The following is a 20109-nucleotide window of genomic DNA, read 5'->3' as shown; positions in this document are numbered from 1 at the left end:
GTGGCGCGATTACCGAACCAAAGTGCGCGCATGGAAGGATGGGGCGGAGCACTACCCCGATTCAGCGTTCCGCCCGGTTCAGCCTGGTTGAGGTAGCTGCCATCAAAGGCCCGCCATTGAGCGGGTATTTTTTTGCCTGGAGAAATGTAATGGATGTAACCGAGAAAGATCGCGACGTGCTGGCAAGAACACTTTACGGCGAAGCGCGCGGGGAAGGGCTGGCGGGGATGGTTGCCGTGGCCTGGTCGATCCGGAACCGGGTCGAGGACGGCAAGGAGAAGTCGTGGTGGGGCGAGGGCTACGCTGGTGTGTGCCAGAAGCCCTACCAGTTCAGCTGCTGGAACAAGGGCGACCCGAATCAACCGTACCTGACGGGCGCGAAGCAGATCCCGTTCCGCGAGCTGGCGCAGTGCCGCATTGCTGCTGACCAGGTGATCGACGGAAAGGTTGCGGACCCAACCAGTGGGGCTACCCACTATTACGCGACCAGCATGCCGTCGGCGCCGAAGTGGGCGAACGGCGCGAAGAAAACGCTCACGCTCGGGAATCACATATTCTTCAAGGACGTCCCATGAGCGAAATAAAAATACTGGGCCGATGCCTGGGGCAGGGTGCGGACGGATCGATCTGGTTTTTCTGTCCTGGTTGCAACGGCCCACACAGCATAAGGGTCAATTCGCCCAACACTCCCGGACCGAATTGGGGCTACAACGGCAATCCGGACCTGCCGACTTTCACGCCATCGGTGCACGTAACAGGTGTTCACCATCTAACCGAAGAAGAGTATGCAACGCTGACTGCAGGCGGCCACGTTCAGCCGCGGCCGTTGAGTTGCCACTCATTCGTGACCGATGGGCGCATACAGTACTTGGGCGATTGCACGCACTCTATGGCAGGGAAGACTGTCGACCTGCCAGAGTGGAGTAAAGCCTGGGAAGCGTGGTAGTTATGCAGGCATCTGCCTGACCTTAAATCCAGGCCCCGGCTTCGGGGTCGTGCAAGTCTCAAGAGAGTCGAGATAATCCGCGTACCACTGCATCATTTCCCGCCGCTGCTTCAGATACCCTGCCTTGTTGTAAACCCCCGCCACGCCTTCCTCCTTGTGCGCGAGCATCGCCTCGACAAAATCCTTCTGCCATTCGTGCTCGCGCAGCAGTGTGCTTGCCGTATGCCGAGTCCCATGCCCGACCAGCCTTCCTTTATAGCCAACCTGCGCGTAGACCTTCCCGATCGTGTTTTCGCTGATAACCGGCGTGCGATTTCCCGTGCCAGGGAAAACCCATTTGTTCTGGCCAGTTGATTCGTGGAGGTCGCGCAGCATCGCCACCAATTGAGTGCAGAGCGGCACGACGTGGTCGCGGCGCATCTTCATCTTGCTGGCGGGGATCACCCACAGCGCATCATCCAGTTGGAGTTCAGACCATTCTGCGAAACGGACCATGCCCGGGCGGCTGGCCGTATACAGGCACATCCAGCCAGCGGTCAGTGAGATTTTCCTGCTGGTGGACTTTCTCAGCGCGCGCAGGAAATCGGGCAACTCATGCTCGAGCAGATGCGGGTACTGCTCGGTCGCCGGCGGCGGGGTGGCCACGGCGAGGAGTTCGCTCGCTGGGTTGTTCTCGGTAAGGCCGCTGGCGATCGCGAAGCTGAAAATTTTGTTCAGCCAGCCGCGTGCCTTCTTTGCCACGTTGTGGGCGTCGCGCTTCTCGAATGCAAGCTGCAGAGCTGCGCAGTCTTTACGGTTGATTTCGTCGAGCTGCTTGTCACCTAGCGCTGGCAGGATATCGCTGTCGAGGTAAGTACGGACCTTTTCCAAAGTGGACTGGGCGAGCCCTTCCTTGGTCTTCTTCTCATACCAGGCTTCGGCGGACGCGCGGAAGGTGTTCCGCTTTGCGATCACCTCAGCAGTCGCAGCGGCCGTCTTGTTAGCCACAGGGTCGACACCGCGCTCGATCAGCTTGATCGCATCCTGAGCTTTTTCGCGGGCCTTCTTTGCAGAAACCTCGGGATAACCGCCCAGGCCCATGAAGGACCAGCTGCCAGTTTCCTTCTTGAATCTGAGCTCCCACCGCTTCCGGCCGTTTGGCGCGACCACAAAATAGATCCGATCCACCCCGTAGGTTTCACGATATTCCTTGGCTTCTGGTTCGAGGGAGGCGAGCACGGTATCGGCGAGCGGCCGGCGCTTTATGTCTGTGCGTTTCATGACATCCGTGTATGGGAAAGTTCGAGTTGAAATCGACCATACACGACACCATACACGGCATCAAGAATCATGCTGCTGCATGAGGGATCATGCAGACACAAAAAAACCGCCGAAAGTGGCGGTTTCATTGCGTTTCGCGACCATGCTGGTGCATGTGGAAACATACGGTTGGTGCCCCGAGGGAGACTCGAACTCCCACTCCTTTCGAAAACGGATTTTGAATCCGCCGCGTCTACCAATTCCGCCATCAGGGCTCAATGGCGGCGAAGTATAGAGACGCTCCTACCGTTGGTCAATCATGTTTCATGGTCAATTTTCACTTATTCGGCTAAACTTCCCGGCCCTGCTAGACGAACCCCATCATGCGTGTCGCTGACTTTACCTTCGAGCTCCCTGATTCATTGATCGCTCGCCATCCTTTGGCGGAGCGACGCAGCAGCCGTTTGCTGACCCTCGACGGGCCAAGCGGCGCGCTGGCACACCGCCAATTCACTGATTTGCTGGAGCATTTGCGCCCCGGCGATCTGATGGTTTTCAACAATACCCGGGTGATTCCGGCGCGTTTGTTCGGGCAGAAAGCCTCGGGCGGCAAGCTGGAAATTCTGGTGGAGCGAGTGCTCGATCAGCACCGCGTGCTGGCTCACGTGCGCTCCAGCAAGTCGCCTAAAGCGGGTTCGACGATCCTCATCGATGGCGGTGGCGAGGCCGAGATGGTCGCGCGCCACGATGCGTTGTTCGAGCTGCGCTTTGCCGAGCCGGTGCTGCCGTTGCTGGAGCGCGTCGGGCACATGCCGCTGCCTCCTTATATAGATCGCCCGGACGACGACGCCGACCGCGAGCGTTATCAGACCGTGTACGCGCAGCGTGCCGGTGCGGTGGCGGCGCCGACGGCGGGGCTGCATTTCGATCAGACGATGATGGATGCGATTGCCGAGAAGGGCGTCGAGACGGCGTTCGTGACGCTGCACGTGGGCGCGGGGACGTTCCAGCCGGTGCGCGTAGACCGTATCGAAGATCACCACATGCACAGCGAATGGCTCGAGGTCACGCAGGACGTGGTCGATGCCGTTGCGGCGTGTCGCGCCCGTGGCGGTCGGGTGATCGCGGTCGGTACGACGAGTGTGCGTTCGCTGGAAAGCGCCGCGCGCGATGGCGTGCTCAAGCCGTTCAGTGGTGACACCGACATCTTCATCTATCCTGGGCGGCCGTTTCACGTGGTCGATGCCCTGGTCACCAACTTCCATTTGCCTGAATCCACGCTGTTGATGCTGGTTTCGGCCTTCGCCGGTTACCCGGAAACCATGGCGGCCTATGCGGCGGCGGTGGAGCACGGTTACCGCTTCTTCAGTTACGGTGATGCCATGTTCATCACCCGCAATCCCGCGCCGACTGCCCCTGAGGATTCTGACCCAGTGGACGCGGCCTCAGAGGATCAAGCATGAGTCGCACCTGTCGTATGTCGTTCGAGCTGTTGGCCACTGATGGCAAGGCTCGTCGTGGTCGTCTGACCTTTCCCCGTGGCGTGGTCGAAACCCCGGCGTTCATGCCGGTCGGTACCTACGGTACGGTCAAGGGCATGCTGCCTCGGGATATCGAAGCCACGGGTGCGCAGATCATCCTCGGTAACACCTTCCACCTGTGGCTGCGTCCGGGCACCGAGGTGATCAAGGGCCACGGCGACCTGCACGATTTCATGCAGTGGAAAGGGCCGATTCTGACCGACTCCGGCGGTTTTCAGGTGTTCAGCCTGGGCGCCATGCGCAAGATCAAAGAGGAGGGCGTGACCTTCGCCTCCCCGGTGGATGGCGCCAAAGTGTTCATGGGGCCGGAAGAGTCGATGCAGGTCCAGCGTGATCTGGGCTCGGACATCGTGATGATTTTCGACGAATGCACGCCGTACCCGGCGGACGAAGACGTCGCGCGCACCTCCATGGAGCTGTCGCTGCGTTGGGCCAAGCGGTCGAAAGTCGCCCACGGCGAAAACACCGCGGCACTGTTCGGCATCGTCCAGGGCGGCATGCATGAAAACCTGCGCATGCGCTCGCTGGAAGGCTTGAACGAGCTCGACTTCGACGGCCTGGCCATTGGCGGCCTGTCGGTGGGCGAGCCCAAGCACGAAATGATCAAGGTGCTGGACTATCTGCCAGGGCGCATGCCGGCTGAAAAACCTCGTTACCTTATGGGTGTAGGCAAGCCGGAAGACCTGGTTGAAGGTGTGCGCCGCGGAGTCGACATGTTCGACTGCGTGATGCCTACGCGCAATGCTCGCAACGGTCATCTGTTCATCGACACCGGTGTCCTGAAGATTCGTAACGCGTTTCATCGCCACGATGAATCGCCGCTGGATCCGACCTGCGATTGCTACACCTGCAAGAACTTCTCCCGCGCTTATCTGCATCACCTGGACAAGTGCGGCGAAATGCTGGGGAGCATGCTCAATACGATCCACAATTTGCGGCATTACCAGCTGCTTATGGCTGGTTTGCGCGAGGCTATTCAACAGGGTACATTGGCCGCCTTTGTCGACACGTTCTATGCCAAACGCGGGCTTCCCGTGCCGCCGCTGGACTGAATGACATCCGGTCTTACCGCTTCTTATTATTAAAATTATGCAACTGGAGTGTTAAATGAGCTTTTTCATTTCCAATGCCATGGCAGACGCCGCGGCACCTGCGGCCGCTGGCCCGGCAGGTTCGGGTTTTGAGTGGATCTTCCTGGTCGGCTTCCTGGTCATCTTTTATCTGATGATCTGGCGTCCACAGGCCAAGCGCGCCAAAGAGCAGAAGAACCTGCTGGGCAACTTGCAGAAGGGCGACGAAGTTGTCACTTCCGGCGGTATCGCGGGCAAGATCAACAAAGTGACTGACGATTTCGTGGTAATCGAAGTGTCCGACACCGTTGAGCTGAAGATCCAGAAGGGCGCCATCGCTGCCACCCTGCCTAAGGGCACTCTGAAAGCCATCTGATTCCAGTCTTTTACCAATCGACGGGGCGCGCAAGGCGCCCCGCGTTATAAGCAGGCGGCGTGATGTTGAACAAATACCCTCTGTGGAAATACATCCTGATCCTGGCAGTGCTAGTGGTCGGCTTTATTTATTCCGCACCCAATCTCTACCCTGATGACCCGGCCGTTCAGGTCAGCGGCGCAAGCACCGCGTTGCAAGTCACTCAGGCTGATCTGGATCGCGTAAGCAAGGCGCTTACCGATGCTGGCATCGCGGTCAAGGGCGCGTCTCTGGCCGAGAATGGCAAGGGCGGTTTGTTGCGTCTGACCAAACAGGAAGACCAGCTGCCCGCCAAGGATGTCGCGCGCAAGGCGCTGGGTGACGACTACGTCGTTGCACTGAACCTGGCACAAACCACGCCCAAGTGGCTGCGCAGCATTGGCGCCAGCCCGATGAAGCTGGGTCTGGACCTTTCCGGCGGCGTGCACTTCCTGCTCGAAGTGGACATGGACAAGGCGCTCAGCGCTCGTCTGAATGTATATGAAGGCGAAGTGAAGAGCCTTCTGCGCAAGGAAAAAGTGCGCTATCGCAGCTTGCCGCAAGACGGCACTGCCATTCAGCTGGGTTTCAGTGACACCGATTCCCGCGAACAGGCCCGTGCCCTGATCCGCAAGGATTACACCGATTTCGATATCACCATGAGCGATCGTGGTGAGATGCCGATCCTGCGTCTGGCGATGACCCAGGCCAAGGTCGCCGAGATTCGCGAATACTCGATCAAGCAGAACTTGACCACTGTGCGTAACCGGGTCAACGAACTGGGTGTGGCCGAGCCACTGGTTCAGCGTCAGGGTGCCAACCGCATCGTCGTTGAACTGCCAGGCGTGCAGGACACTGCCGAAGCCAAGCGTATTCTCGGCAAGACCGCCAACCTTGAGTTCCGTTTGGGCGCAGGCCCCGATGACACCAAGGCCACCACTGAAATGTTCGAGTTCCGCGAAGGCGGTCGTCCGGCAGCTGCGGTTGAGCGGGGTCTGATCATCACCGGTGACCAGGTGACCGACGCTAAGGCTGGCTTCGACGAACACGGCCGTCCACAGGTGAACATCAAGCTCGATGGTCACGGTGGTGACCTGATGAGTCGCGCCACCCGCGCCAACGTCGGTCGCAGCATGGCGGTGATCTTCATCGAGCAGAAACCGACCACCACCTACACCAAGCAGATGGTGAACGGCGTCGAAAAAGACGTGCCGGTTCAGACCTTCAAAGAAGAGAAGAAGATCATCAGCCTGGCGACCATCCAGTCGCCGCTGGGTGCTCAGTTCCGCATCACCGGCCTGAACGGTCAGGGTGAGTCTTCCGAGCTCGCGCTGTTGCTGCGTGCCGGTGGTCTGGCTGCGCCGATGTACTTCGCTGAAGAGCGCACCATTGGCCCGAGCTTGGGTGCCGACAACATCACCAAGGGCGTTCACGCATCGCTCTGGGGCATGCTGTTCGTTTCGCTGTTCATCCTCGCCATCTACCGTTTCTTCGGTTTGATCGCGACCGTCGCGCTGGCCTTCAACATGGTCATGCTACTGGCGCTGATGTCGCTGCTGGGTGCAACACTGACCCTGCCGGGTATCGCCGGTATCGTGTTGACCATGGGCATGGCGGTGGACGCCAACGTGCTGATCTTCTCGCGTATTCGTGAAGAGATCGCCAATGGCATGACCGTGCAGCGTGCGATCAACGAAGGTTTCGACCGCGCCTACACCGCGATCCTCGACGCCAACCTGACGACGCTGCTGGTCGGCGGCATTCTCTTCGCGATGGGCACAGGCCCCGTGAAGGGCTTTGCGGTGACCATGTCGCTCGGGATCTTTACCTCGATGTTCACAGCCATCATGGTGACCCGCGCAATGGTCAACCTGATTTTCGGTGGTCGTGACTTCAAGAAGTTGTGGATTTAAGGGGCTGCCATGAAACGTACCATCAACTTCATGGGCGTTCGCAACGTTGCGTTCGCCATCACCATGCTCCTTACCGCACTGGCGCTGTTCAGCTGGTTCAGCAAAGGGCTCAACTTCGGTCTGGACTTCACCGGCGGTACGCTGATCGAACTGACTTACGAGCGTCCTGCCGATCTGGGCAAGGTGCGTGAGGAGCTGGTTTCTTCGGGCTACCACGAGGCCATCGTGCAGAGCTTCGGTGCGACCACCGACCTGCTCGTGCGGATGCCGGGCGAAGATCCACAACTGGGTGCCCAGGTGGCCGAAGCGCTGCGCAAGACCGGCGCTGACAACCCTGTGACGGTCAAGCGTGTCGAGTTCGTCGGCCCTCAGGTCGGTGAAGAGCTGCGCGACCAAGGCGGTATCGGCATGCTGCTCGCGTTGGGCGGCGTACTGATCTACCTGGCCTTCCGCTTTCAGTGGAAGTTCGCGGTTGGCGCGATTGTTTCGCTGATCCACGACGTGGTCGTGACCATGGGTATCCTGTCGTTCTTCCAGGTGACGTTTGACCTGACGGTACTGGCAGCGGTGCTCGCGATCATCGGCTACTCGCTCAACGACACCATCGTGGTATTCGACCGGGTTCGTGAGAACTTCCGTCTGCTGCGCAAGGCCTCGCTGATCGAGAACATCAACATCTCGACCACGCAGACCCTGTTGCGCACCATGGCGACGTCGATTTCCACCTTGCTGGCCATCGTCGCGCTGTGGGTCTTCGGTGGCGACAGCCTGCACGGGTTCTCCGTTGCGCTGTTCATCGGTGTTCTGGCCGGTACGTACTCCTCGATCTACATCGCGAACGTGGTGTTGATCTGGCTGAACCTGCGCGTTGAAGACCTGCTTCCACCCGTGACCACTGACAAGGTGGACGACCGTCCGTAACGAGCTTTTCGGACCGGTCATCATGTGAAAAGGCGCGAGTGTGAACTCGCGCCTTTTTTTGTGCTCCAAGGCTGGGAGTAGCGCGAGCAATTGCGCCGAATATCGCCAGGAGGTTCACGTGAACAAGTCGTTGCTAGTTGGTGCAGTATTGGGTGCTGTCGGTGTCACCGCCGGTGGCGCTTTGGCCACCTATAGCCTCGTAAAATCAAACGGCCCAGAGTACGCAGAAGTGCTCGCCGTCGAGCCTGTAAAAGAACAGATCAAAACGCCACGCCAGGTGTGCAAAGACGTCGCGGTCACCCACCGCGCGCCGGTCAAGGACGAGCACCAGATCGTCGGCAGTGTCATCGGTGCCGTCGCCGGTGGTCTGCTCGGCAACCAGGTCGGTGGTGGTAACGGTAAGAAGATCGCGACCGTTGCCGGTGCCGTCGGTGGTGGTTATGCCGGTAACAAGGTTCAGGAAGGCATGCAGAACCGCGACACCTACACGACCACTGAAAGTCGTTGCAACACGGTCAACGACATCAGCGACAAAGTCGTGGGCTACAACGTGAAGTACAAGTTGAACGACAAGGTTGGCCAGGTGCGCATGGATCGTGATCCGGGCAGCCAGATTCCGGTCAACAAGGACGGCCAGTTGGAGTTGAGCCAGGCTCAGTAAGCCTGACTGCTGCCTCGCTTCAAAAAACGCCCCACTGGTTGGGGCGTTTTTTTGCCCTAATTTTCTTCATATCCATAAGGTATTGAATGGGTAGTAACTATATATTTTTAATCGCCAATCTCGCCGCGTAAGCTTTTCTCCGTGGCCCCGCGACGGACGCGTCGTCGGGCTCGCACGATAAATCTAATAAAAATCAGCGATGACACACGGGAATAAAAATGCATAAAAGCCCTGTTGCTCTTGGCCTCACGTCGGCTGCCTTCGGGCTGACCCTGGCGTTTCCTGGCTTCGCCGAAGCCGGTTTTCTCGAGGACAGCAAAGCTGATCTCGAACTTCGCAATTTCTACTTCAACAGCGACTACCGACAGGACGGCGCCAGCCAGTCCAAGCGTGACGAATGGGCCCAGGGCCTGATCCTCAACTATGAGTCGGGGTTTACCGACGGCACGGTCGGCTTCGGTGTCGATGCCATCGGCCTGTTCGGTCTGAAGCTGGATTCCGGTCCCGATCGTCGCAACAGCGGACTGCTGCCGGTCGGGGATGAAAAGGCCCCGGATGACTACGGCCGCGCAGGCGTGACCGCCAAGGCGCGAATCTCCAAGAGTGTGTTGCGGGTCGGCACCTTGCTGCCGAGATTGCCGACGGTACTCCCTAACGACGGCCGTCTGTTGCCGCAGACCTTTCGGGGTGCGCAGGTGACGTCCAGAGACATCGCCGACATGACCCTCAACGTCGGCCGCCTGACCAGCAACACCGAGCGCAACGACAGCGGGCACGAAGACATTGAGGCCGATGGCAAGGGCCTCAAGGGCGGTCGTCCCAGCGACAAGTTCGACTTCGCCAGCGCGAGCTACAACTGGAGCAAGGGGCTGACCACGTCTTACAACTACGGGGGGCTTGAAAACAACTACAAGCAGCACATCGTGACGCTGGTTCACAGCTTTGCGCTGAGCGAGTCGCAGTCATTCAAGAGTGACCTGCGTTACGCGCGCTCGCTCAAGGATGGTAATACCAATGTCGACAATACCGCCGTGGGCGCGAAGTTCACCTACAGCGTCGCAGGCCATGGTTTTGGCGTGGCGTATCAACGCATGAACGGCGAAACCGGGTTTCCGCACCTGGCGGGCACCGACTCCTTCCTCGTCAATTACGTGATGATTTCTCCAGATTTCGCCAACCCTGAGGAGCGCTCATGGCAGGCCCGTTACGACTACGACTTTGCAGCGGTGGGCTTGCCCGGCTTGAGCTTCATGACGCGCTACCTGCAGGGCGACAACTTCGCTCGCGGCAACAAAGAAGGCACCGAGTGGGAACGCAACAGCGACATTGCCTACGTGTTCCAGAGCGGCGCGCTGAAAAACCTCGAACTGAAATGGCGCAACGGTACTTACCGCAGTAACGGCGGCAACAACATCGACCAGAACCGCGTCATCGTCAGCTACACGCTGCCGCTGCTCTGAGTGCCGAAGCTTTTATCACCTTCCCAATAACGCTCATCTTCGGCACTCGCCGCAACGGAGCTTGATATGCCCACAAGAAAGTCCCTCATCCATCTGGCCATCGCCTTCGCGCTGTTCAACAGCTATGGCGCTTATGCGGCCAACACGGCCGAGTTGCCGTGTGCGACGACCGAGCAATGCGCTGCCCAGGCGGCGAAAATCGGCGCCACGGTCGATAAATCGAGCGCCAAAGGCAACAAAGGCGAAAGCCAGTTTTCCTGGCTGAACCGCATCAACAAAGCCTCGATCGTCATGCTGACCGAAGAGGGCATTGTGAAACCCGAGATGGGCCAGAAGATCGCGACCGGCGTGCGCTACGCCATCGATCAGGCCGACCAGCCCAATGGCAAGCGCCCGAGCGATGTGCTGCAACTTGAGCAGATCATGACCGACAAGATCGGCCCGGAAGCGTCGCTGATTCACTCCGGTCGCAGTCGCCAGGACATGCTCGCCACCTACCGTCTGGCCAAACTGCGTTCGGACGTGCTGGCCTACAGCGAAGCCATGAACGCGACCCGTAAACGCCTGTTGGACCTCGCCGACAAGAATATCGACACGCTGATTCCGGCCTACACCAACGGCGTTCAGGCGATGCCGATCACTTACGCGCACTATTTGCTGGCGTTCGAGGCCTCGTTTGATCGCGATGGGCAGCGGATCCGCGAGCTGTATCAACGCCTGAATCAAAGCCCGATGGGTACTGCCGTGCTGGCCAACTCCGCTTACCCGCTGAATCGCGAGCGCATGGCCGAGTTGCTGGGCTTCGACGGCGTGCGTGAGAACTCCATGGATTCCAGTCAGATTTCCACTTACGACATCCCGATCGAGGCAGCGAATATCGCGTCGTCCTCGGCGATTCGGGTGGGCGCGATGATTGGCGACATCCACACCCAATACCACCAGATTCGGCCGTGGTTGTTACTGGACGAGGCGAAGACCTACACCAGCAGCGCGATGCCGCAGAAACGGAATCCGGGGTTGCTGATGCGTGCGCGGGAAAGCGCGTCCGACGTGGTGGGCCTGGCGCAAAGCGTGACCCTGCGCGCGCACAACGTCACGCCTGGCATGACCGACTACAAGTTCGCCTTCGACTCTCTGGGTGTGTTCGATTCGACCAAAGCCATGTTCGGCGCGATGGATGCCGTGCTTGATGCGTTACAGGTCAATCCGCAGCGCGCCCGCGAAGAGCTGGAAAACGAGTGGACCACCTCGATGGAGCTGGCGGACACGCTTGAGCGTACGCAGAAAGTGCCATTTCGCATTGGCCACAGCTTCGCGTCACTCATTGTCGAGCAGGCCCGCGATCAAGGCCTGACGCCAAAAACCTTCCCGTATGCCGATGCGCAAAAGCTCTACACCCAGGCGGCGGACAAGTATCAGTGGAAGCCGAATACCCTGCCGCTGGATGAGTCGACGTTCCGCGCGTCGCTGTCGCCGGAAAACATGGTCAAGACCCGCAAAGGCACCGGTGGACCTCAGCCCGAAGAGGTCAAACGCATGCTGGCCGAGGCGCACAAGACGCTGGATGCCGATCAGGCGTGGCTGCGTGAACGTCGAGAGAAGTTGACCCAGGCGGAAGGTAACCTGGATCGGGCGTTCGAGAAGTTGCTGTCGTCCAAAGGCTGATGTCAGTCGGTTTCTGCCCGGTGGGTTACGTCCTTCGGGCAGAAACAAAAGCAACGGCATTCTGCCAGCGCGCAATCGCCAGGCACGCCACGCAATTGCCCAGCACGTTGGTCAACACCCTGCACTTCATCAGGCGTTCCACGCCCAACAGCAAGCCGACACCTTCCAGCGGTACGAGGTGAAACAGGTTCAGCGTCGCGATCAATGTGAAGAAGGCCGAACCCGCCATGCTGGTAGAGCCCAGGGACGTCACCAGTGATATCAGCAGCAGCGTCAGCAGTTCGCTGCCGGTCAGTTCGATCCCCGCCATTTGCGCCAGAAACAGTGCCGCCGTGATCAGGTAGATATTTGAACCGCTGAGGTTGAAGGTGTAGCCGGTGGTCAGCACCAAGCGCGTCAGCTGGCGGTCGCAGCCCAGGGTCTGCATCTTCTCGATCAGGCCGGGCAGTGCGGCCACGGAGGAACCGGTGAATGTCACCAGCAGCAACTCGTCCTTCAGATGCACGATCAACCGCCATAGCGACACCCCGGAGGTTTGGGCTACGGGGGTCAATACCAGCAGCACGAAGGCGGCCGATGCCAGGTACATCACGGCGACGAACTTGAGCAGCGGTAATGCCGACGCCGGGCCGAAACGCCCGATGGTGAAGGCGATGGCGCCAAAAGCGGCAAGCGGTGCGAAACGCAGAATGACCTTCAGAACCTTGAAGAGCAGGCTCACGGCCTTTTCCAGCAACGTGCGCAAGGCATCGGCATGACGATGCCCCTCTGCGCGGGCGAGCAGGGCACCTGCCAATAACCCGGCGAGCATGATCGGCAGTATCGGGTTTTGCACGAGTGCATGGCTGACGACAGCCCCTGCGGCTGACCACGAAAATTCGCCTGGGGTGTTGGCCGCATCGATCACGGGCAGGGACAGAGTTGACGCGCTGGATGCGACGCCGTTACCCGGGTGCAGGGCTTCAGCGATCAGGCACCCCATCGACAACGACAGCAGCGCCATCGTCTGGAAATAGATCAGGACCCTGCATCCCAAGCCGCGTTGCCTGACCTGCAAACCGGCGACGCCCGACGCGATCAGGAGGAACATCATGAAAGGCATCAGCCAGCCGATGATGCGAATGAACCCATCGCTCAGCGGTTTCATGGCAACGGCAAGTCGCGGGTCAACAGCGCCCAGCAGCATGCCGCAGGCGATGGCCATGAGCAGTTGGAGCGTGGGATTGCGCAGAAGCCTGAGTGGCATCGGTGTTCCGGGTTTCGGCGTATTTATTGTTATGAACGTGCCTTGTCAGCGCTGGATGGATTGGGCACGCTTGCCGGTCAATGTCGCGTTGATCGGGCGGCCATCATAAAACCTTGAGGCGGGATAGACCACCATGGAGCTTCGTCATCTGCGCTATTTCGTCATGGTGGCCGAGGAGCGGCATTTCACACGCGCCGCCGCTCGCCTGAACATGCAGCAACCGCCACTCAGCCAGCAAATTCGAGCGCTGGAAGACGAACTCGGGTTCGACCTGTTCAAGCGTCATCCCAAGGGCGTAGATCTCACGGCGGGTGGTCTGGTATTCCTACAGGAAGCGCAGGGCATTCTGGCGCGTGTCAAAGAGGGTTCGCTCAAGGCGTCTCGTGCCGCTCACGGTATCGAAGGCCAGTTGAGCATCGGCTTCACCAGTTCGGCCGCCGCCCATCCGCTGATCCCGCGCATCATTCGTGCTTATCGTGAGCGTTATCCCGGCGTGGCGGTTTCACTCAAGGAGGGGAGTGCGAAAAAGCTCACTGACATGAGCATCGAGGGCGGTGTCGACGTCGGCATCCTGCGAGCGCCGGTCAGTCGTCATCAGAGCATCGAGTTTTATCGCCTGCTCAACGAGGAAATGCTGCTCACCTTGCCGGTGGGGCATCGCTTGCTGGCGGAGCATGATCCGTCTGCCAAGCCGCCGTCGATTTCGCTCGATGACCTGCAGGATGAGCAGTTCATTCTCGTGCGACGGCCCGGCGCTCCCGGGATGTACGCCAACCTGATCAAAGCCTGTCAAAACGCAGGCTTCAATCCGAAGATTGCCTTCGAGGTGGAGCGCATGCTGACCAACGTCAGCCTGGTGGCTGCGGGCGCAGGAATCTCCATCGTCCCGGCTTCGATGAAGGACGTGCACAAAGAGAGTGTCGTCTACTGTCCGATTGCCCATGCCAGGCCTCGGCTGCATGCACCGATCACGCTGGTGTGTCGCAGCTTTAATCAGTTGCCGCCGCTGCAGAACTTCATTGATCTGTCGCGCGAGTTGAGCGGGCGAAGGGCGCTGCAGCGGGCATAAAAAAACCGGCACATGGCCGGTTTTTTTGCAGCGTTGAAGCTTAGCGCTTCAGCGAGGCTGGCACGTACGGAGCGATCGAGGTCAGTACGGCTTTGAAGCACTTGGTGTTGCCGGCAACGATGTGGCCTTTCTCAAGGAATTCGTGGCCACCGTTGAAATCGCTGACCAGTCCGCCTGCTTCCTGAATCAGCAGGGCGCCTGCGGCCATGTCCCATTCGGACAGACCCGACTCCCAGAACGCATCAAAGCGACCGGCAGCGACGTAGGCCAGGTCCAGGCTTGCTGCGCCAGCGCGGCGGATGCCGGCGGTCTGGCCGACCAGCGAACGGAACATGTTCAGGTAGTTCTCGAGGTTGTCCAGCTGGTTCTCGCGGAACGGGAAGCCGGTGCCGAGGAGGGCGCCTTCCAGGCTCTTGCGAGGGCTGACGCGCAGGCGACGACCGTTGAGTTGCGCACCACGGCCACGGCTGGCGGTGAATTCTTCCTGGCGGACCGGGTCCAGAACAACGGCGTGTTCCAGGCGACCACGGTATTTGCAGGCAATGCTGACCGCGAAGTGCGGAACGCCGCGAACGAAGTTGGTGGTGCCGTCCAGCGGGTCGATGACCCACAGGTAATCGGCGCCTTCACCGCTGCCTTCGTGCAGGCCGGTTTCTTCGCCGAGGATGCCGTGGGTTGGGTAAGCCTTGAGCAGGGCGTCGATGATGACTTTTTCTGCCGCGCGATCGACCTCGGTGACGTAGTCTTTCGCGTCTTTTTCGTCGACCTTGATGGTATCCAGGCGCTCGATGGAGCGGAAAATCAATTCGCTGGCGCTGCGGGCGGCGCGCAGCGCGATATTCAGCATGGGCTGCATGGATGTATCACCTAGGTCGTTAAAGAGAGCCGGGCATTCTATGGGTTCTTTCCGACGATTTCCAGCGCGAGTGCAGCCTTTGCCCTGCGTCCGGTCGCCTCATGACCCCTTGATCGTCACTGGCCCCGCGGGCCTTAACGGTGTATCTAGGTCGAATGGCGCACGGGTTCATAGCCTTGCGCCGGGTGCTTCTGTAAGATTCGTCCCCCTTTTCACCTGCTAGCGAGACTTCACCAGTGCTGCAAAATATTCGTGTCGTCCTGGTCGGTACCAGTCATCCGGGAAATATCGGTGGCGCTGCTCGTGCCATGAAGAACATGGGGCTTTCGCGTCTGGTGCTGGTCGATCCGGCGATGTTCCCGCATCACGAAGCGGACGCCCGTGCGTCGGGGGCGGGCGACATTCTGGAAGGCGCCCAAGTGGTCGCGACGCTTGAAGATGCGCTCGTGGGCTGCAACCTCGTGCTGGGTACCAGCGCCCGTGATCGCCGCATTCCCTGGCCATTGCTCGACCCACGCGAAGCGGGCGTGAAAACCGTTGAGCACGCCGCGCAGGGCGAAGAGATCGCCCTGGTGTTTGGCCGTGAGTACGCGGGCCTGACCAACGAAGAGCTGCAGCGCTGCCATTACCATGTGCACATCCCTTCCGATCCGGAATTCAGCTCGCTGAATCTGGCGGCTGCGGTGCAGGTCCTGAGCTACGAAACCCGCATGGCGTGGCTCGCAGCAGGCGGACAGGCGACCAAGGTCGAGAAGTTCGAGGTCAATTCCGTGCGCAGCACCGAGCTTGCGACAATGGATGAGATGGAAAAATTCTATGAGCATCTGGAGGCCACGCTGGTGAATATTGGCTTCCTCGATCCGGAAAAGCCTCGTCATCTGATGGCCAGGTTGCGCCGGCTCTACGGGCGCTCCTCTGTAAACCGATCTGAAATGAGCATTTTGCGCGGCATCCTCACCGAGACCCAGAAAGCGGCCAACGGCGAGCCCTACAAGCGGAAGGATCAGTGATGTTCGAGCGTCTGCGAGAAGACATTCAAAGCGTGTTTCACCGTGACCCGGCAGCCCGAAACGCATTCGAAGTGCTGACCTGCTATCCAGGTATGCACGCCATATGGTTGCATCGTTTGTCTGGCTGGCTGTGGCGCAAGGACTTGAAGTGGCCGGCCCGTATGGTCTCCAACTTCGGTCGCTGGTTGACGGGTATCGAAATCCACCCCGGCGCCAAAGTCGGACGGCGTTTCTTTATCGATCACGGCATGGGCATCGTCATCGGCGAGACAGCCGAGATCGGCGATGACGTGACGCTTTATCAGGGTGTGACCCTGGGCGGCACCAGTTGGAACAAAGGCAAGCGGCATCCCACGCTGGAATCCGGCGTTGTCGTGGGGGCGGGTGCGAAGGTGCTGGGCCCGTTTACGGTGGGCGCGGGCGCCAAAGTCGGTTCCAACGCCGTGGTGACCAAGCCGGTGCCGGCGGGTGCGACAGTGGTCGGTATTCCCGGGCGGATCATCGTCAAGTCGGACGACAGCGAGGCTGAAGCCAAGCGCAAGGCGATGGCCGAGAAGATAGGTTTCGATGCGTACGGTGTGAGCGAAGACATGCCAGACCCTGTCGCCAAGGCGATCGGTCAGTTGCTGGATCACCTGCAAGCGGTGGATGTGCGCATGGAAGACATGGGCAAGGCGCTCAAGAGTCTGGGGTGCGAATACCGCGAGAAGGCCCTTCCGGAGCTGCATCAGGAAGTCTTCGATTGCATCAAGGAACGCAGCGAAACCAAAGCCGTCCACGACTAAAGGAGGGGGTGGGGGCTGGAAAACGCAGAAGTGCCATTCCAGCCTGGGTTTTGCTATGATGCGGCCCGCTGTTTTGCGGGTAATCCCGACTGTTTCACTAGGTCTTATAGTTGACTTAAATACTCGGGAATAGCATACTCGCCCTCATTCCGAACCTCCGCGGTACACGTCATGCGACTGACTACAAAGGGCCGATACGCCGTCACTGCCATGCTGGATCTGGCATTGCACGCGCAGCATGGGCCAGTGTCTCTGGCCGACATCTCCGAGCGGCAGGGGATTTCCCTTTCCTACCTCGAGCAACTGTTCGCCAAGCTGCGCCGCAGCAACCTGGTGTCCAGCGTGCGTGGGCCCGGCGGTGGCTACCAGCTGTCCCGCACGATGCAAGGCATTCAAGTGGCGCAGGTGATCGATGCGGTCAACGAATCGGTCGATGCGACACGTTGTCAGGGACTCGGTGATTGCCATGCTGGCGATACCTGTCTGACCCACCATTTGTGGTGTGACCTCAGCCAGCAGATTCACGAATTTCTAAGCGGTATCAGCCTGGCCGACCTCGTCACTCGCCGTGAAGTGCAGGAAGTCGCCCAACGTCAGGATCTGCGTCGTTGCAACAACAAGACGCAGCAACTGGACAAGATTGAAACATCCGCCGTTGAGTGAACGCAGATGAACGCGCGGCGCGCCTGCCCGATAGGAGATATTCAATGAGATTGCCGATTTACCTCGATTATTCCGCGACGACCCCGGTCGACCCGCGTGTTGCGCAGAAAATGAGCGATTGCCTGCTGGTTGATGGCAACTTCGGTAACCCGGCGTCGCGCTCCCACGTCTTCGGCTGGAAAGCAGAAGAAGCGGTCGAGAATGCCCGTCGTCAGGTCGCTGATCTGGTCAACGCCGACCCGCGTGAAATCGTCTGGACCTCCGGTGCTACCGAATCCGACAACCTGGCGATCAAAGGCGCTGCGCATTTCTATGCCTCCAAAGGCAAGCACCTGATCACCAGCAAGATCGAACACAAGGCTGTCCTCGACACCATGCGCCAACTGGAGCGTGAAGGTTTCGAAGTCACGTATCTGGAGCCGACTGAAGACGGTCTGATCACTCCGGCCATGATCGAATCGGTTCTGCGTGACGACACCATCCTGGTTTCGATCATGCACGTGAACAACGAAATCGGCACCGTGAACGACATCGCTGCGATTGGCGAGCTGACCCGTTCGCGTGGCGTGCTGTTCCATGTCGACGCCGCTCAGTCCACCGGCAAGGTCGACATCGACCTGTCGAAACTGAAAGTCGACATGATGTCCTTCTCGGCCCACAAGACCTACGGTCCAAAGGGCATTGGCGCGCTGTACGTGAGCCGCAAGCCGCGTGTTCGCATCGAAGCGACCATGCACGGTGGCGGTCACGAGCGCGGCATGCGTTCGGGCACATTGGCCACTCACCAGATCGTCGGCATGGGTGAAGCGTTCCGCGTCGCCAAAGAAGACATGGCTGCCGAGAACGTGCGCATCAAGGCACTGAGCGACCGTTTCTACAAGCAGGTCGAGCACCTGGAAGAGCTGTACGTCAACGGCAGCATGACCGCTCGCGTACCGCACAACCTGAACCTGAGCTTCAACTACGTCGAAGGCGAGTCGCTGATCATGGCGCTCAAGGACCTCGCGGTGTCGTCCGGTTCTGCCTGCACCTCGGCTTCCCTGGAGCCGTCCTACGTGCTGCGCGCCCTGGGTCGCAACGACGAGCTGGCGCACAGCTCGATCCGTTTCACCTTCGGCCGTTTCACCACGGAAGAAGAGATTGACTGGGCTGCGCAGAAAGTTTGCGAGGCTGTCACCAAGCTGCGCGCTCTGTCGCCGCTGTGGGACATGTTCAAAGACGGTGTCGACATCTCCAAAATCGAGTGGGCGGCGCACTAATTTAAAGTCGCCACAGATGCGGCGCTTTAAAAACGCGTTGTCCGGTTTTTGAAGTGTCGCGAGAGCGATTTACCTGATGAGAGGATTGCACCATGGCTTACAGCGAAAAGGTCATTGACCACTACGAGAACCCGCGCAACGTCGGCAAGATGAACGCGGAAGATCCTGATGTCGGCACCGGCATGGTCGGCGCTCCAGCGTGCGGCGACGTGATGCGCCTGCAGATCAAGGTTAACGAGCAGGGCATCATCGAAGACGCCAAGTTCAAGACCTACGGCTGCGGTTCTGCCATCGCTTCCAGCTCCCTCGCCACCGAGTGGATGAAGGGCAAGACCCTGGACGAAGCAGAAACCATCAAGAACACCCAACTGGCGGAAGAGCTGGCGTTGCCGCCGGTGAAAATTCACTGCTCCGTACTCGCTGAAGATGCCATCAAGGCCGCTGTTCGCGATTACAAGCAGAAGAAAGGCCTGCTCTAAGCAGTCTTCATCCCGCTTGCAAGAGGTAAGGAGTTCCGATGGCTATCAGCATGACCGAAGCTGCCGCAAATCACGTGCGTCGCTCCCTTGAAGGGCGCGGCAAAGGTGATGGCATTCGTCTGGGTGTTCGTACGACCGGGTGTTCTGGCCTGGCGTACGTCCTCGAGTTCGTCGACGAGCCGGAAAGCGAAGACTCGGTGTTCGAATACCATGGCGTCAAGGTGATCATCGATCCCAAGAGCCTGGTTTACCTCGACGGCACCGAGCTCGATTTCGTCAAGGAAGGGTTGAACGAAGGCTTCAAGTTCAACAATCCCAACTCGCGCGGTGAATGTGGCTGCGGCGAAAGCTTCAACGTTTGAGGCTGACTGTGGGCACTCCTTGTCATTTCGCTTTATTCGATCTGCAGCCGGGCTTCCGTCTGGATCTAGACCTGCTGGCGACGCGTTACCGCGAGCTTGCCCGTAGCGTGCACCCCGACCGCTTTGCTGACGCCCCCGAGCGTGAGCAGCGCGTTGCGCTGGAGCGCTCGGCGAGCTTGAACGATGCCTACCAGACGCTTAAGAGCGCGCCTAAACGGGCGCGCTATCTGTTGGCGCTCAAGGGCGAAGTTCCGCTTGAAGTCACCGTGCAGGACCCCGAGTTTCTGATGCAGCAGATGCAATGGCGCGAAGAACTCGAGGACTTGCAAGACGAAGCGGACCTGGACGGTGTCGCGACGTTCAAGCGTCGGCTCAAGGTTGCGCAGGAAGAACTGAACGAAAGCTTCGCGGCCTGTTGGGATGATGCTGCACAGCGTGAGCAGGCCGAAAGGCTGATGCGCCGCATGCAGTTCCTCGACAAGCTCTCTTACGAAGTGCGCCAGCTGGAAGAGCGCCTCGACGATTAACCCCGCGCCGCCCTTGGGCGGCGCGCCAGTGATATCAGAAAAG

Annotated in this window: 21 protein-coding genes and 1 tRNA gene; 18 read left to right on the top strand and 4 right to left on the bottom strand. The window is 59.5% G+C overall.

The window, feature by feature from the left end; translation table 11 throughout:
• Nucleotides 1-149 precede the first annotated feature (149 nt).
• A complete protein-coding gene (locus tag BLS87_RS12840; RefSeq protein ID WP_074752857.1) occupies nt 150-575 on the top strand; it encodes a cell wall hydrolase in 426 nt (141 codons plus the stop codon).
• On the top strand, nt 572-946 hold the full coding sequence (locus tag BLS87_RS34625; protein WP_074752856.1) for a ubiquitination-like system serine protease family protein: 375 nt from the start codon (nt 572-574) through the stop codon (nt 944-946). The genes BLS87_RS12840 and BLS87_RS34625 overlap by 4 nt, the downstream gene beginning before the upstream one ends.
• Here the strand turns inward: BLS87_RS34625 and BLS87_RS12830 are convergent, their stop codons facing one another.
• Both BLS87_RS12830 and BLS87_RS12825 read right to left on the bottom strand, forming a co-directional pair.
• Nucleotides 947-2206 (bottom strand): tyrosine-type recombinase/integrase, encoded by a 1260-nt coding sequence (locus tag BLS87_RS12830; protein ID WP_074752855.1) that lies wholly within the window; start codon nt 2204-2206, stop codon nt 947-949.
• A gap of 169 nt (nt 2207-2375) precedes the next feature.
• A tRNA-Leu gene (locus tag BLS87_RS12825) sits at nt 2376-2460 on the bottom strand.
• A 108-nt stretch (nt 2461-2568) separates the two neighbouring features.
• Between BLS87_RS12825 and queA the strand changes: the two genes are divergently transcribed.
• The 8 genes from queA to BLS87_RS12785 all read left to right on the top strand — a co-directional run bounded on the left by queA (nt 2569) and on the right by BLS87_RS12785 (nt 11810).
• Nucleotides 2569-3648, top strand: coding sequence for a tRNA preQ1(34) S-adenosylmethionine ribosyltransferase-isomerase QueA (gene queA, locus BLS87_RS12820; RefSeq protein ID WP_074752854.1), 1080 nt, complete (start codon nt 2569-2571; stop codon nt 3646-3648).
• Between the two features lie 14 nt (nt 3649-3662).
• A complete protein-coding gene (gene tgt, locus BLS87_RS12815) occupies nt 3663-4778 on the top strand; it encodes a tRNA guanosine(34) transglycosylase Tgt (protein WP_167362058.1) in 1116 nt (371 codons plus the stop codon).
• Nucleotides 4779-4833: 55 nt separating this feature from the next.
• Nucleotides 4834-5172 (top strand): preprotein translocase subunit YajC, encoded by a 339-nt coding sequence (gene yajC / locus BLS87_RS12810; protein ID WP_062383548.1) that lies wholly within the window; start codon nt 4834-4836, stop codon nt 5170-5172.
• Nucleotides 5173-5234: 62 nt separating this feature from the next.
• A complete protein-coding gene (secD, locus tag BLS87_RS12805; protein ID WP_074752852.1) occupies nt 5235-7103 on the top strand; it encodes a protein translocase subunit SecD in 1869 nt (622 codons plus the stop codon).
• Nucleotides 7104-7112: 9 nt separating this feature from the next.
• Nucleotides 7113-8024: a protein translocase subunit SecF gene (gene secF / locus BLS87_RS12800; protein WP_074752851.1), complete on the top strand. Its 912-nt coding sequence runs from the start codon at nt 7113-7115 to the stop codon at nt 8022-8024.
• Between the two features lie 118 nt (nt 8025-8142).
• Nucleotides 8143-8685, top strand: coding sequence for a glycine zipper 2TM domain-containing protein (locus BLS87_RS12795; RefSeq protein WP_074752850.1), 543 nt, complete (start codon nt 8143-8145; stop codon nt 8683-8685).
• 218 nt (nt 8686-8903) lie between these two features.
• Nucleotides 8904-10145 (top strand): OprD family porin, encoded by a 1242-nt coding sequence (locus tag BLS87_RS12790; RefSeq protein ID WP_074752849.1) that lies wholly within the window; start codon nt 8904-8906, stop codon nt 10143-10145.
• A 66-nt stretch (nt 10146-10211) separates the two neighbouring features.
• On the top strand, nt 10212-11810 hold the full coding sequence (locus BLS87_RS12785; protein WP_074752848.1) for an argininosuccinate lyase: 1599 nt from the start codon (nt 10212-10214) through the stop codon (nt 11808-11810).
• Nucleotides 11811-11835: 25 nt separating this feature from the next.
• Here the strand turns inward: BLS87_RS12785 and BLS87_RS12780 are convergent, their stop codons facing one another.
• Nucleotides 11836-13056, bottom strand: coding sequence for a cation:dicarboxylate symporter family transporter (locus BLS87_RS12780; protein ID WP_074752847.1), 1221 nt, complete (start codon nt 13054-13056; stop codon nt 11836-11838).
• 133 nt (nt 13057-13189) lie between these two features.
• Here BLS87_RS12780 and BLS87_RS12775 point away from each other — a divergent pair, with 133 nt between their 5' ends.
• Nucleotides 13190-14125: a LysR family transcriptional regulator gene (locus BLS87_RS12775; protein WP_074752846.1), complete on the top strand. Its 936-nt coding sequence runs from the start codon at nt 13190-13192 to the stop codon at nt 14123-14125.
• A 40-nt stretch (nt 14126-14165) separates the two neighbouring features.
• Here BLS87_RS12775 and suhB read toward each other — a convergent pair whose 3' ends face one another.
• A complete protein-coding gene (gene suhB / locus BLS87_RS12770; RefSeq protein WP_074752845.1) occupies nt 14166-14981 on the bottom strand; it encodes a type III secretion system regulator SuhB in 816 nt (271 codons plus the stop codon).
• A gap of 236 nt (nt 14982-15217) precedes the next feature.
• On the opposite strand from suhB, the gene trmJ reads away from it, so the two are divergent.
• The 7 genes from trmJ (at nt 15218) to hscB (ending at nt 20066) form a co-directional block, all read left to right on the top strand.
• On the top strand, nt 15218-15991 hold the full coding sequence (trmJ, locus tag BLS87_RS12765) for a tRNA (cytosine(32)/uridine(32)-2'-O)-methyltransferase TrmJ (protein WP_074752844.1): 774 nt from the start codon (nt 15218-15220) through the stop codon (nt 15989-15991).
• A complete protein-coding gene (cysE, locus tag BLS87_RS12760) occupies nt 15991-16776 on the top strand; it encodes a serine O-acetyltransferase (protein WP_074752843.1) in 786 nt (261 codons plus the stop codon). Before trmJ ends, cysE begins: the two co-directional genes overlap by 1 nt.
• Nucleotides 16777-16947: 171 nt before the next feature.
• Nucleotides 16948-17439 carry a Fe-S cluster assembly transcriptional regulator IscR gene (iscR, locus tag BLS87_RS12755; protein WP_074752842.1) on the top strand — a complete coding sequence of 164 codons (492 nt, stop codon included), beginning with the start codon at nt 16948-16950 and terminating at the stop codon, nt 17437-17439.
• Nucleotides 17440-17483: 44 nt separating this feature from the next.
• The gene (locus BLS87_RS12750) at nt 17484-18698 is read left to right on the top strand and encodes an IscS subfamily cysteine desulfurase (RefSeq protein WP_074752841.1); all 1215 of its coding nucleotides are present in this window, start codon (nt 17484-17486) and stop codon (nt 18696-18698) included.
• Between the two features lie 92 nt (nt 18699-18790).
• Entirely contained in the window at nt 18791-19177 is a 387-nt protein-coding gene (gene iscU, locus BLS87_RS12745) for a Fe-S cluster assembly scaffold IscU (protein ID WP_062383507.1), read from the top strand.
• A gap of 38 nt (nt 19178-19215) precedes the next feature.
• A complete protein-coding gene (gene iscA / locus BLS87_RS12740) occupies nt 19216-19539 on the top strand; it encodes an iron-sulfur cluster assembly protein IscA (protein ID WP_074752840.1) in 324 nt (107 codons plus the stop codon).
• Between the two features lie 8 nt (nt 19540-19547).
• Complete coding sequence (gene hscB, locus BLS87_RS12735) at nt 19548-20066, top strand: co-chaperone HscB (RefSeq protein ID WP_074752839.1); 519 nt, start codon at nt 19548-19550, stop codon at nt 20064-20066.
• Nucleotides 20067-20109: the final 43 nt, after the last annotated feature.

This window comes from Pseudomonas abietaniphila (assembly GCF_900100795.1).
In the GTDB taxonomy this organism is placed as follows: domain Bacteria; phylum Pseudomonadota; class Gammaproteobacteria; order Pseudomonadales; family Pseudomonadaceae; genus Aquipseudomonas; species Aquipseudomonas abietaniphila.
Note: the sequence above shows the minus strand (reverse complement) of the source record. Positions and strands in the feature narration are given on the sequence as shown.